General features: G+C 52.0%; 19 protein-coding genes. 14 read left to right on the top strand and 5 right to left on the bottom strand.

Annotated elements, in window-relative coordinates:
- Position 1: 1 nt before the first annotated feature.
- From SV7mr_RS09315 to SV7mr_RS09300, 4 genes are read right to left on the bottom strand one after another with little or no spacing between them, the layout of a single operon-like run.
- The gene (locus SV7mr_RS09315) at positions 2–733 is read right to left on the bottom strand and encodes an adenylate/guanylate cyclase domain-containing protein (RefSeq protein WP_145271343.1); all 732 of its coding nucleotides are present in this window, start codon (positions 731–733) and stop codon (positions 2–4) included.
- Between the two features lies 1 nt (position 734).
- On the bottom strand, positions 735–1,364 hold the full coding sequence (locus SV7mr_RS09310) for a Pycsar system effector family protein (RefSeq protein ID WP_145271341.1): 630 nt from the start codon (positions 1,362–1,364) through the stop codon (positions 735–737).
- A complete protein-coding gene (locus SV7mr_RS09305; RefSeq protein ID WP_145271339.1) occupies positions 1,357–2,382 on the bottom strand; it encodes a hypothetical protein in 1,026 nt (341 codons plus the stop codon). Before SV7mr_RS09305 ends, SV7mr_RS09310 begins: the two co-directional genes overlap by 8 nt.
- A complete protein-coding gene (locus tag SV7mr_RS09300; protein WP_145271337.1) occupies positions 2,379–2,795 on the bottom strand; it encodes a helix-turn-helix domain-containing protein in 417 nt (138 codons plus the stop codon). The genes SV7mr_RS09305 and SV7mr_RS09300 overlap by 4 nt, the downstream gene beginning before the upstream one ends.
- Before the next feature lie 460 nt (positions 2,796–3,255).
- Between SV7mr_RS09300 and SV7mr_RS09295 the strand changes: the two genes are divergently transcribed.
- The 14 genes from SV7mr_RS09295 (at position 3,256) to SV7mr_RS09235 (ending at position 11,864) form a co-directional block, all read left to right on the top strand.
- Positions 3,256–4,560: an adenylate/guanylate cyclase domain-containing protein gene (locus SV7mr_RS09295; RefSeq protein WP_419188310.1), complete on the top strand. Its 1,305-nt coding sequence runs from the start codon at positions 3,256–3,258 to the stop codon at positions 4,558–4,560.
- Between the two features lie 34 nt (positions 4,561–4,594).
- Positions 4,595–5,140: an SEC-C metal-binding domain-containing protein gene (locus tag SV7mr_RS25235; RefSeq protein ID WP_419188309.1), complete on the top strand. Its 546-nt coding sequence runs from the start codon at positions 4,595–4,597 to the stop codon at positions 5,138–5,140.
- Between the two features lie 115 nt (positions 5,141–5,255).
- Entirely contained in the window at positions 5,256–6,092 is an 837-nt protein-coding gene (locus SV7mr_RS09285; protein ID WP_419188308.1) for a TIR domain-containing protein, read from the top strand.
- A gap of 129 nt (positions 6,093–6,221) precedes the next feature.
- The gene (locus SV7mr_RS09280; RefSeq protein ID WP_145271331.1) at positions 6,222–6,443 is read left to right on the top strand and encodes a cupin domain-containing protein; all 222 of its coding nucleotides are present in this window, start codon (positions 6,222–6,224) and stop codon (positions 6,441–6,443) included.
- A gap of 142 nt (positions 6,444–6,585) precedes the next feature.
- The gene (locus tag SV7mr_RS25230; protein ID WP_419188307.1) at positions 6,586–6,747 is read left to right on the top strand and encodes a hypothetical protein; all 162 of its coding nucleotides are present in this window, start codon (positions 6,586–6,588) and stop codon (positions 6,745–6,747) included.
- A 92-nt stretch (positions 6,748–6,839) separates the two neighbouring features.
- On the top strand, positions 6,840–7,223 hold the full coding sequence (locus SV7mr_RS09270; protein ID WP_145271327.1) for an EF-hand domain-containing protein: 384 nt from the start codon (positions 6,840–6,842) through the stop codon (positions 7,221–7,223).
- A 111-nt stretch (positions 7,224–7,334) separates the two neighbouring features.
- Entirely contained in the window at positions 7,335–7,574 is a 240-nt protein-coding gene (locus SV7mr_RS09265) for a PF20097 family protein (RefSeq protein ID WP_145271325.1), read from the top strand.
- A complete protein-coding gene (locus SV7mr_RS25225; RefSeq protein WP_419188306.1) occupies positions 7,571–7,714 on the top strand; it encodes a hypothetical protein in 144 nt (47 codons plus the stop codon). The genes SV7mr_RS09265 and SV7mr_RS25225 overlap by 4 nt, the downstream gene beginning before the upstream one ends.
- A gap of 111 nt (positions 7,715–7,825) precedes the next feature.
- Positions 7,826–8,584, top strand: coding sequence for an alpha/beta hydrolase (locus tag SV7mr_RS09260; RefSeq protein ID WP_145271323.1), 759 nt, complete (start codon positions 7,826–7,828; stop codon positions 8,582–8,584).
- The gene (locus SV7mr_RS09255) at positions 8,581–9,111 is read left to right on the top strand and encodes a DUF2199 domain-containing protein (protein WP_145271321.1); all 531 of its coding nucleotides are present in this window, start codon (positions 8,581–8,583) and stop codon (positions 9,109–9,111) included. Before SV7mr_RS09260 ends, SV7mr_RS09255 begins: the two co-directional genes overlap by 4 nt.
- A 21-nt stretch (positions 9,112–9,132) precedes the next feature.
- On the top strand, positions 9,133–10,041 hold the full coding sequence (locus tag SV7mr_RS09250) for an extracellular catalytic domain type 1 short-chain-length polyhydroxyalkanoate depolymerase (RefSeq protein WP_145271319.1): 909 nt from the start codon (positions 9,133–9,135) through the stop codon (positions 10,039–10,041).
- An 18-nt stretch (positions 10,042–10,059) separates the two neighbouring features.
- Positions 10,060–10,533, top strand: a complete 474-nt coding sequence (locus SV7mr_RS09245) for a quercetin 2,3-dioxygenase (protein ID WP_145271317.1) — start codon at positions 10,060–10,062, stop codon at positions 10,531–10,533.
- Positions 10,534–10,547: 14 nt separating this feature from the next.
- Positions 10,548–11,354, top strand: a complete 807-nt coding sequence (locus SV7mr_RS09240) for a hypothetical protein (protein ID WP_419188305.1) — start codon at positions 10,548–10,550, stop codon at positions 11,352–11,354.
- Positions 11,355–11,465: 111 nt separating this feature from the next.
- Positions 11,466–11,864 (top strand): VOC family protein, encoded by a 399-nt coding sequence (locus SV7mr_RS09235; protein ID WP_145271313.1) that lies wholly within the window; start codon positions 11,466–11,468, stop codon positions 11,862–11,864.
- A 222-nt stretch (positions 11,865–12,086) separates the two neighbouring features.
- Here SV7mr_RS09235 and SV7mr_RS09230 read toward each other — a convergent pair whose 3' ends face one another.
- Positions 12,087–12,518, bottom strand: a complete 432-nt coding sequence (locus SV7mr_RS09230; RefSeq protein WP_145271311.1) for a hypothetical protein — start codon at positions 12,516–12,518, stop codon at positions 12,087–12,089.
- Between the last annotated feature and the right edge of the window lie 123 nt (positions 12,519–12,641).

The following is a 12,641-nucleotide window of genomic DNA, read 5'->3' as shown; positions in this document are numbered from 1 at the left end:
GTTATGAGGTTGCACAATTGTTCTTCCACCACTCTTCCATTCCCGTATTGATAACGTTCCCGCCCCGATAGCCCCACCCGTTCGTTGTCAGCAATGACTGATTGTGTTCATTGAGATTCTGGTAAAAGACATCTGAGACGCAGAGGTATGCAGTTTGCCAAGAAACCTCCTTTGCTTTTTTGCACATGTTCGCTCCGCCGTTGACAACGTCGCCCATCCACACCACTTCATTTACTCCGCTTCCCTTGTAGCCTGCCTTAATCATCAAGGCACGTCCCCAATCCGCTCCGATGCCAACGGAGATGCCTTCGATGCTTCGCTTTTGCAAGCGGCAGTTGAGAATCTTTACGAGGCTCGACAATTCTGCACACTTACTGAAAGCGGAGTCGAGATTTGACTTTGCTTTTCCTTCGTAGACCGCCCATACAGCATCGCCATGGATATTCACCTCTGCGCAAAGCGACGATCCATTCAATACAGCTACGGCCTCACTAATGAATGAGCGGTAGATTTTCGCCAACCTCGGTCGCTGGTGCTTGGCAGGCAACTCTGACGAGCCTTTTATATCCATGAAAATACAGGTGCAGTTCACATAGAATCCGTTGGTGAAGGTCAGGCTGTCACGGGACGGAATGGAATCTCGTTCTTCATAGTTGCCTGCCGGTGCGTCGAGGATTTCATCAATCCTCGTGACGCTGTCGAGATGGCTGTACGGCTTGTAGGAGCTTTGCATGTTATTGCCTCGTCAATTCATCAAGAACGAGCGTGACGAGAACCGATACTGTGCCGAAGCAAAAAGCCACTCTCAGCGCAAAGTCTGCAGTTCCCGCTGCCTTGTACTTGGCGACAGCAACTCGTGAAACGTTCCAGATTTGATCGACGAGATGTTGCAGTCGCTCTGCGCCTTTGAGACCGTGTGTGAAATCCCGCCACTTGTCTAAATCTGCAAATGCCGCCACTGACTGGAAGAAATACCAAGAATGGGTCTTGCTGTCTGGGGCTAACCGAGGCTTGACGACCTCTATGGATTTGTAGGCGGAGAATAATGATGAAGCGTAGAATGCGAGATGCGATGCAATCAGTATTGCGGGCACCCACCAGCTACTCGTCGAGACAAAATGCTGACAGACACGGACCAGAGCCGGGATTTCCGTCAGGGACGCACCGAGCATCGCAACGGCTATTGTCAGATAGAACGTGGCTTTGGAGTCGGCGTGGCTAACCCAGTTGATCACTAGATCGAGGTTGGCTTTGGCGACCTCAAGATCGAGTTCTGTTTCCTTTGTCGCCAAAAGCTCGACGCCTGTCTGTTGTTCAACAACGCCGTGATCGTCAGGCTTCTTTGTTGAGGTAAGGTCACTCATGGCTGGAAATGCTTTCCCTGAGAAGCGGCTGAATTGTTGCCATGACAAATTGATCCACACGGCGTGCCTGTACGAACACGTCGCAGTCCATCAGGTAGCCTCCCTTCGAGAACGTCCATGCTTTCAGGTTCTCTTCGCCAGTTGCATCCGGTGACTCCTCGTGAAAAGCCGTAAAAATGGTTGATGACTCGGGCACTCGCATGTTCCATCGTGCGGTGAGCTTCATCTGAGTTGCCGCATCATTCTGCACCGTCAATTGAACACGCAGCTTCTTCTCGGGTCTGTCCTCGTCGAACAGTCGCCTCTGATTCAGGCCACGACGTTCGCTCTCGGAATAGGCCATGCGAGCTTCGACATACAGAACCGGAGTGCAGAGTCGCCTCTGGCAGGCAAAAAGTGTCGATTGGAAACTGGCATAGGAGCAGAATGACTGCCGAACTGCGTCGATGGTCTCGAACGTCAGCAGCCCACGTTCCGCCAAATGCTGATTCAGCATGGGAGTGAACAACGATTCATAGAATCCGACGTGGCCCGCAATCTGATCCATCAGGCGTTCCAGCGGATCGTTGGTCGAACGAAAGACTTGTCGCTCACATTCCGGTTCAACCAGCAGGTGTGCAATTTCATGCCAGCGAGTGAAGAATCGTCGAGCGGCTTTGTCTCCCCGACAATCGATTACGGCGACGTGAGAACCATCTTTGAGCCGAACCATCGTGCCAAAAGTATCGGGAGTCAGGTCGTTTTCCACGATATGGGCGAAAACGATTTCGCCTTTCTCCACATACCGCTGCTTTAGTTCGTCAAGATCGGAGTCGTCGTTAATTTCTTCAAAGACGAGGGTCAGCCGAGTGGCGACCAACGCCTCTAATTCGCCGATGGACTTCACGCCACCGGCTTCTCGAACCCAAGTGTCTATTTGGTGCTGACAAAAATTGATAATTGCTGCGACAGGCGATCCAGAGAGCCCCAGTTTTTCAGCAAGATCAACAACATCTTGTTCCTGATCCAATGTGCTCATAGGAATTCCTTCACCGCTTCATAAAATTTTTGCCAATCGACCTTTTCAAGGTCGCCTTTCTTGGTGCTGCTGCGGTGAGCAATGATCTGGTTCTGCATTTCCAGCAAAGCAATCGCCTGCCGAAAACTCAGTCCCTCGTCGCCTGCAAATTCCGCCAGTGCCTTCGGTATCTGAACCTCTTTCTCGTTTTTTTTGGTCTCCGTGCTCTTGGCGTCTTTGCCTGTCATTAGGTAGTCGAGCGACAGACTCAGCGCACGGGCTATGTCAAGGAGCTTATCTGCTCCGACATTGCGTTTGCCGTTCTCAAGGTCTGACAGGAAGCTCTTGCTGATGCTGGCCTTGGTAGCCAAATCATCTTGAGTCCAGTCAAGCTCTTCTCGACGGGCTTTGATGCGTTCACCGACTGTCGTCATGGCGGCACAACCCTCTGCTGCAATTGCATAACCGTAAAACCACGCACATCCTACGGCTTTTCCCTGTCCGCTTCAAGCAGACGCATCGGCTTGCCGCCTCCTTGACTTCTTGCATAGCGAACAGATAGCATATAGCGACATTGACGATTGCGGAAAGTTTCCGCCCTGTGTTTCCTCGGTCTGCCACGGAGAAATCGAGATGGCTTGGAATGAAAAGCGTTCACGAGAGCGGGTTAAGAAGAATGATTTCGCTGATCTGGACCTGAATGTCAGAGACCTCGCCCGGTCAATGGACTTCTCAAACCTCGGAAGAAAAGACGTTCGGCGGGCTGAAGGCGTCCATCTATATGTTGATGTCCCCAACTTTCACCGTGCCGTAGCGGACGCCGGGAATGACAAACAAAAGCAGCGGAAGCTGGTGAGAGCATCCAGTGTCCTCCGACGTATTCAGGGCGAGCTGATGAAAGATGACGACGTTGGCGACATTCAGCGTCAGACCGTCCGAGCACACGGATTGGTCTTCAGACCATACGACGGCAAGGACAACCCAAATCACGGCGCTAGAACAAAGCAGGCTGTCATCCACGCCATCACACAAAACACTTACGTTCTTGACGTATTCAATGGTGTATTCAGCGATGTGCGGGACTTCAGTAGTGCCGTAGGCTTGGCCAGTGGAACGAGTTACATCTGCAACGTCGGTAAGACTGGAAAGCGAGAACTCATTTCACTCGGCACTTGTGCCAACCTCGCAGCGAAGATCATCGGTGGGCGGGATTCAATCACAATCACGGCTGAAATGTACGAAGCGTTGCCCGAGTGTCTTCAGGGCCACTTTGAGAAGAGCGAAGTCGTCGCTGACGTGCAAACTTATCGAGCCACCGGACTCCGCTGGAGTCGCAACTCTGGTTTGGCTGAAGAGCTTGGCGTCGAATGGAATGAAGAGAAGTTGAAGAAGGAAACCGAGAGGCATCGGGACAATCTCCCGCTCGACCAGATCAATATTTCTGAAGCGACGACACTGATCGATGTTTCAAAGCTGACTGAGCGCAACTGCAAACGAACCGAGGCGGTGACGTTTTACGCTGACCTCGATGGATTCACCCGATACGTCCAAGAGGCAGAGACCGACGACAAGGTTGTCAGCCTGATCCGACAGTTTCACATGATTCGGTCAGAGTTCCATTCTGTCGCCGGGACGGATTACGACGGATTGGTACTGCAACATCGTGGTGACTGCATCCTCGGGATCATGCACCTGCCTTCAGGGAGTGGCAAACACGATATTCGTTGCCAAGATGCTGTTGACCTTGCGATTGCCCTACAGTCATCGATGGAGCATGTGCTGAATGAACACCTTGCAGACCGTGAGGACATTCATGTTGCTGTCGGTGTGGATGTAGGAAAAGTCATTGTTTCACGACTGGGTAAACAGGGCGAACGTATTTCGATTTGCTTCGGACCGGAAGTCACCGAGGCCGAACGGCTCCAGATGATATCTGCGGCGAAGCAAATCCGTATTGCCAGTGAGATCTATTGCCAACTAGACGATGAAAATGTCACGGAGGAATTTACCAAACGAGGGTCGGCATACGTTGCCACTAATCTAACTTTTCCGAAGCTGGACGAAAAGAAAGAGGAGAAAGCGGCGGAAGAGGGATGTCTCGGTACGAGCTTTGAGAATAACCGAATGCAGGTGACGACGAAGTCGGCGGCTATCGCAGCCCAACCGTGGCAGACAAGCAAGCCATGGTTGTCGGAGTGAAACGGTGGTTTGGTACAAAGAAAACCCTCAGAGGTTGCTGCGAGAGCAGCAGATTGCTTCGGAGCTTCTAACGGCTTTCGAATCCAGCATTGATGGCAACGGAAATGCAAGTCTCTGCGGCGATCTTGAATTGTGTTCCGAGCATGGCCATGTCTACGAATCGGTACGCATCCGTCTCGTGTATCCTTCAAGGTTTCCGGCCCGAAATCAACCGCCATCCGTCTACCTTGAGAGCCATCGTGACCGCTGGAAAAAAGTCGCTAATAGCCACATTGAAAGCGACTGGAAGCTCTGCCTATTCGTGCCGGGTGACTCGGGGATTGCATTTGCCGACGATGACTCGCTCAGAAAATTGTTTGGCGTAATTCACACGTTCTTACTTAAGGAACGGATCTATCAGCGGCGACTTGCTAAAGCACAGCGGACTGGCGAAATCGCCGAATGGCCGGGGCCTGATCGGTCGCATGGGCTGGAGGGTATTCGTGAAGCAATTCGAGACATGGGCCGTGTTGGCAGAAACGATCCCTGCCCGTGCGGAAGTGGATTAAAGTTTAAGAAGTGTCATTTGGGAAAGCTGTAAATCAACGTGGGACGATTGGAGTCACCAGCGAATGATCGAACGATTTCAAGGCGACGATGGCAAGCGTCGGTTGCGTGACGCTTTCCTGAATCAAAAATTAGTCAATGGCGAACAGTTGATTGCTGAGCAGTTGATTGAGGTAGCGATACTAACGGAGTTGCCGACTGACACAGTGTTGATCTCGCAGGAGGGCGAGGATACCGACCTGTACTTTATCATCTCGGGAAGAATGCGGATCGAGGCGAATGGAAGGCCCGTGGCAATTCGGAATTATGGTACTCACGTCGGAGAAATGGCATTGATCGACTGCAAAGCTCGAAGAAGTGCAAGCGTGATCGCCGAAGAGACAACGCTCGTGGCTCAAATAACCGAGCCAGACTTTACTCGCATTGCTGATGAGTTCCCGGTCTTGTGGCGGCGAATTTCCATCGAACTTTGTGACCGGCTCCGTAACCGCAATGACATGATTCGCCGCCCTAATGAGTTGCCGAATGTCTTCATCTGCTCTTCAAGCGAAAGCCTGCATATTGCGGAGCAGATTCAACTCGGACTAGATCACCATGAGAGCATCGTCAGCAAATGGACAGACCAAGTGTTCGGTTTGACAAAGCAGACGATGGAAGACCTTGAGCGAGAAGTGATGTCTGCTGACTTTGCCATCGCCGTGGTCACTGGAGAAGATGTCGTCACCGCCCGAAAGAAGCGAAAGGTTGCCCCAAGGGACAATGTAGTTTTTGAACTTGGGTTGTTCATGGGGCAGCTTGGAAGGGAACGAACGGTGATGGTTACACCGAGAGGAATCGACCTGAAGCTCCCAAGCGACTTGCAGGGGTTGAATCCGCTTTCGTTTACAATGCCCTCCAACCCAGTCGACAAAGGGCAATGGGCTGCGGCAATTGGCCCTGTTTGTACCCAACTCAAAGCACTGTTCGATGACCGTGGGCCTCGATGACGAATTCGTATTTAGCGATTCTGAGTGGTTCTTTGTATCAAAGGATAACCGACCATCTCTACTAACAGTTTCCAAATCCGACAACTCGCCGACGAACTTCAGCCGCCTGAAACCGGCAAGCAGAGCATCGTGCTGACCGGCGACGACAATGCAAAAGTTGTATTGTTCGGTCTCAAAGAACATGTCGCACCGCTGCCAGCGATCATTCAAATCATCAATGGCGAGGCCGAACTGACTGTCGGCGAAGAGGCAGTGGCAGGCAAGCCGGGAACGTGGATTCAGATGGCAGCCAAAACGCCTCACAGCATCAAGGCAACGACGCCACTGGTCATGTTGCTCAAGCGACCTTAATTCTATTTAAGTCGAACCTGAATGGAGAACACAAGTGCCGTGCCAGCTATGCGGGAGCAACGAAGTTCACAGCGAACATCATTTGATCCCCCGACACTGCCATCGAAAGAATTGGTGGAAGCGGCACTTCACCAAGGAGCAGATGCAGCAAACGATCCTCCTTTGTAAGATGTGCCACGAGTCGGTGCATGAGTTGATTCCAGATGAGAAGGAGTTAGGACGGGATTTCTACACGATTGAGAAGTTACAATCGCATCCCGACATCGCCAAGTATTTGGACTGGAAGCGAAAACGCTTGAATTGATCAGGATTAACTTCGACTGGGCTATCTTGATTTCACGATCAATGGAGATCATCGACTCACTTTTATACGGTAAATTGACAGGACTGCGAACGATGAATGACGAGCCCACGAAATCCGATATTGCGAGCCTCCGACGCTGGAAATGGCAGTTGACGATGGTGGGCGTGCTACTCATTGGTGTCTGCGGTTACGTCTACGTCTCACAGGCTTGGTATTCGCTTTACAGGGCAAACCGGACTCCTGGCCGAGCATGGTCGGCGTGGGACGCCGCCGACCATAACGTAGACGGTAAGCTGACTCGTGAAGAAATGGACCTCTTTGGACGCCAACAGCCGCATCGCAATGTCGAGCAGCTTTTACGGAACTTTGATGCCGCTGACACAAATCAAGATGAAACCGTAACGCAGGCCGAAATCGACGACTACGGAACCGACATCGGAAGCAAAGACCCTCAGAACCATCGCAACGAAAGTTAGTTGTGAAGTCGGGGCTGACCACCATAGGTTGGCCGATCTTGAGCCACTGAAGGCGATGTTGGAAGCGTGCGAAAAACTGAAAAGTCAGAATCTCGTAACTGGAGAAAACGAATGAGCGAATCGACATGTCCAGATTGTGGAACAGCGATGGAGAAGGGCTTCGTTCCCGACTTTGCTTATGCAGCGATTGCACAAATGGTCTGGCACAGAGGAGAGCCGGAGCCATCACACTTGTTAGGAATGAAGACCGGCGTAAAGGTCGATAAGAAAGAGTTCGTCCCCATCACCGCCTACCGCTGCACTGGATGCGGGGTCTTGCGGTTTTACGCTCAGGTGCCTGACGATGAGTGACCGACGACTTCTCGCTGGTCACCGAGACGCTAATTGCAGTCGGCAACGATCACCGGTTGGCCGATAAAGAGCCGCTTGAGAAAATGCTGAATGCTTGCGAGAAATTAGCTTTGACAGCAAGCAAACAAAAGCATCTGTGAAGTGAATGGAGTGGGCACGAATAAATATTCAACCGACGATGCGATGTTCTTGTCCATCAGAACAAGACATGACGCTTATTGAGACAAAACCGAGCGACAGGATTTGCAGAAGTGAAGAGCATTCTTGATGATCCGGCAATCAGCGGACGCTACTTGTTTCCACAGGATCGAACCGTCGCCGATCCGTTCATCGTCAAATCTGATGCTGCTGAATTGGCGTGTTATCGGAAGATCCTCGATACCGAGGCTCTCACGATAATTCACTTCCACGGAAACGGAGAGGCAGTTGCGGACCACGTTCCATTCATGGCGGACGTGTTCGCTGACATGGGCCTGAATTCTCTGTTTGTTGAGTATCGAGAATACGGCGAATCGACCGGCGAAGCAAAGCTAGTTGCAATGCTCGGTGACGGTGAAGCAGCAATGACGGCTGCTGATGTTTCACCAGAGACAGCCATCGTCTTCGGTCGGTCCATCGGTTCGCTTTACGCCATCGAGTTGGCTCATCGTCAGCCGAACATCGCTGGCCTGATAATTGAAAGTGGCATCGCCGACCCCTCAGAACGATTCCTGACCTATGCGGATTTGGAGTCGGCAGGATTCGATGAAGCTGCCGTAAAGACGGAAGTGAAGCGATACTTCAATCACAAAAAAAAGTTGTCGGGGTACACGCATCCGTTGCTCACGCTTCACACCGAGAACGATGGCTTGATCGACATCTCGCACGCCGAACGCAGTCACAAATGGGCGGGCTCACGTCAAAAGCGGCTAGTTCGATTCCCGAGAGGCAACCACAACACGATCTTTCGAGCGAACGTGAGCGAGTATCTTGATGCGCTCAAGAAGTTCGTGGAGTCGATTCGGCCATGAGCACCGACGAGCAAGAATTTGACCAGAAGGCAACAGGCTTTCACTGTGCCACTTGCGGCATGTGGCACGACCTTCCGATGGAATTCGGCGCAAACGCTCCGACGATCTACAACAACATCCCGGAAGACGAACGAGAATCACGCTGCGAGTTGACTGAAGACCTGTGCGTGATCGATGATGAGTTCTTCTTCATTCGTGGTTGTTTGGAGTTGCCGGTCATTGGCAACGATGAGCCTTTCATCTGGGGTGTGTGGGCTTCGCTAAGCAATGACAGCCTGAAGCGTTGTCACGAAATTTGGGAGCAGGAAGGCCGTGAGTCCGAGCCGCCGTTCTTCGGCTGGCTGTCCACATCGCTGCCTCTTTACCCGGAGACGATGAGCTTAAAGACGCAAATTCATACTCGCCCCGTTGGGCAGCGACCGTTCGTTGAGTTGGAAGCAACGGATCACCCATTATCAATCGAACAACGTGATGGCGTTACAATGGATCGTGTGCGGGAAATCGCCGAGGAATTGCTCTACCCCTGATTGTGACCAAGGATTTCGACGATGACCGCTATTCAATCTGTGCTGTTTCTCTTACTGCTCGCCCCCGATCCACTTGGTCCCGGCGATCACACACGGACATTGACGGTTGGCAACATCGAACGCAGCTACATCGTTCACGTCCCGCCAAACTACGACCACGACAAGTCATCGCCGGTGGTGCTGGTCTTTCACGGCGGCGGCGCTAATCCACAGTCGATGATCCGCTTCAGTGGGATGAATGCGAAATCCGATGAAGCCGGTTTCATCGCCGTCTATCCCGCTGGGACCGGACGGTTTGAGAAGCTGCTCACGTTCAATGGTGGCAACTGCTGTGGCTACGCCATGCGTAACAAGGTGGACGACGTTGAATTCACGAGTCAGTTACTCGACGACCTCGCAACCGTGGTCAACGTCGATGAGAAACGGGTCTTTGCCACGGGGATGTCGAATGGAGGGATTATCACCTACCGACTTGCCTCGGAGCTTTCAGAACGGATCGCCGCCATTGCTCCAGTTGGTGGGCCGATGGGAACCCAGACCTGCAATCCGAAACGGCCAGTGCCAGTTATTCATTTCCATGGGACGGATGATGAGAACGCTCCGTTCAAGGGCGGCAAAGGTAAAGGTGTGTCGGGCACCGACTTTTACTCGGTTGAGCATTCGATCAACGCTTGGGTGAAGGCAAACGGATGCAATGAAGAACCCGTAGTCACGAAGCAGCAGCCAAAAATAGACGACGGCACATCAATCATTCGCAAGACATATGGCGACGGAAAGGATGGGGCCGAGGTCGTGCTAATCGAGATTGTTGGCGGCGGGCACACATGGCCGGGTGGACCCTCAAGGGTCCGTTTTCTTGGGAAGACAACAAAGAACATTTCTGCCAATGATGCCATGTGGAAGTTCTTTCAAAAGCACCCGATGAATTAGGCACAGGGAGTCTTGCCGATGAACCACCCAGCAACCATCCGAAATCCCGGCGAAGGCAGAAGGATCGGCATTGTCGGTGACGTTTACCGATTCCTTGCCACGGGGGAGGAGACGGACGGGAAATACACCACGTTCGAGGCCATCGTGCCTCCCGGTAGCGGTCCTCCACCGCACATCCACAGCCGGGAGGAAGAATCGTTCCTCGTCCTTGAGGGTGAGATGACATTCCAATTTGGTGACGATCGAATCGTTGCCGGTGAAGGAACCTTTCTCAACATGCCGGTCGGAAGCCTGCACAGTTTCAAGAACGAAAGCGACAAGACCGCTCGTTTGCTGATCTCACTCGCACCAGCCGGATTGGAGGAGATGTTCTTCGAGGTTGGAACGCAGCTTGATGACGATGCGACGACAGCGCCGCCGCCAAGTGAAGCTGAAATCAAGAAGCTGCTGAAAGCTGCACCCCGCTACGGCGTCGAGATCAAAGTGCCGTAAGAGAGTGTTATAAAATGCGAAAATGGCTTTCTAAACTTCTCGGCAAACCGAAGGCGACTGCGACCGACTCCAGTGGCGATTCTCTCGTGCCCGACGCAGAATACCAGTTCAAATTTGGTACGAAGCCAATGCTGCCTGATGGACTGCGAGAACTTCGCATCATACAACTTCGTAGCGGTCTGCTCATTCTCGAAAACTTCGATATCGATTTGACGGTGGATCAGCACTGGATGGATGACAGTCCTGAGAAGATTGCGGCGGCATCCCGCTGCCTTCGGTGGGCAAAGCAATACCATGATCTGGATGATCCACCGCAGCCTCCCGTAAGACTTCATTGTGGGAACGTGTTGATCTCCAGTTCCCACTACACCGCTCAGCAAAAGCCCGAAGATGACATTTCAGCGTGGCTTCAACATTTTGGCTGGGACGTGAATCGTCCCTTTTTCGCCCAGCAATCGATGACAGAAAAGCCGCTTGAAGACGGGTTTGTATCCTGCGTCAGAATATGCTGTGGGGAAACTTCAACTGAAGACAGTCTCTCACTCACATGGTCTGATCGTAGTTGCGATTCAAACGTTGTTGGCTGCTTAGCTGGGTTTGTTGAAGAAGAACTGAATCGGATCGGTCAGTTCTATTCTTGTGAAGGATTCCTTGAACACTGGTACGAACAGATTCCGAGAGAGGCACTGACCCATCCCGTATTCTCATTCCTTGATTTTCCTGTGTTCGACATGGGTACTATTAAGCTGACATTTTCAGGGTCGGTGTTGTCTGCGAATGAACTACGATTCTGGAGTCGCCCAACGTATTACCACAAGTGACCGCAATGGGCCTCAAGAACCCAAACTTGACTGAGAAAACCTGGGTGTTCTGTGAAAACAGGTTGCGTCATTGTCTCCCGTTTAACTCCATCCACACTTAATCCCTTACCCATGCCTGCCAAAATCTTCATCCACCTGCCCGTTGCCGATCTCCAGAAGTCCATTGAGTTCTTCACGGGCCTTGGTTACGCATTTGACACACGCTTTACGGACGAAACCGCCACCTGCATGATTGTCAGTGAAGAAATCTGCGTCATGCTTCTCACGCACAAGAAGTTTGAAGAGTTTGTTCCAAAGAAGATTGCCGACGCCAAAGAAAGCACCGAAGTTCTGCTGTGTCTCTCGCTTGACAGCCGAGAGCAAGTTGACGACATGGTCTCAAAGGCGGTCGAGTTGGGCGGTTCGACATACAAGGAACCGAAGGACCACGGCTTCATGTACGGGCACGGATTCCAAGACCTCGACGGACATGTCTGGGAATTGATTCATATGGCCAGTGGAGAAGATTGATTGGGTGCCAAAATCATGTCATTAGACTTACTATCCCGCAAATAGCAGCGGCGATCATCAAGCCGATGCAGATTAGACTGCCCCACATTGCAATGTCTGGAGTGCCACCAAGACCATCCTTGCTCTTTCGTCGTGCATGAATCACGGATCGGAGCACTTCGGTCAGGATCATTACGGAGATGGCAGCGAACACCAGAATTGCTGCGGCGGTCATCCAAGTGCTCAATCTGCTTTATCCCCTTTCCGAAGAGCACGATCACGGAACGCCCGATACTCCTCCACGCTCCGTACTGGCTCCTGCTCGAAATCGACAACTTCCCCGCTCTGGTGATCCACCATCCTGAGATCGAGCTTATCGCAGACGGCCCGAATGATGGGTACGCAATCCTCATTGCCATTGGAAACTACACCGATTGAATCAACGGTTCCGATTCCTTTTCGGTTCCCGTAGTTAAACCGAAGATAGGCGTGACCGTCTTGAACGACTGATTCATCTGCGTGATGCTGAGCGTCTGGGAAGATCGACGTAAGTGCTTCTCCAATCTCGGTGACTGATCCAATCGGTGGCACTTGCCAACTGTCGCCATATTGTTCGGCGATTTGACTGATGGTCATGCCTTTGGGAAGTCGCATCAGGCTCGCACCCCATGTCATTGCTTCGGTTCCTGGATTCAATCAAAAATTGTGGTCATCAACTCTCTCAGGCTTGCGAGAGAATCGGCGACAAGATGACCGAGTCAAGCTCTTAGGTCTGTTGGCGAAGATGGTTATTGGCGA

It is taken from the genome of Stieleria bergensis, from assembly GCA_007745635.1.
GTDB classification, from domain to species: Bacteria; Planctomycetota; Planctomycetia; order Pirellulales; family Pirellulaceae; genus Stieleria; species Stieleria bergensis.
This window is presented reverse-complemented; position numbering and strand designations above follow the sequence as displayed.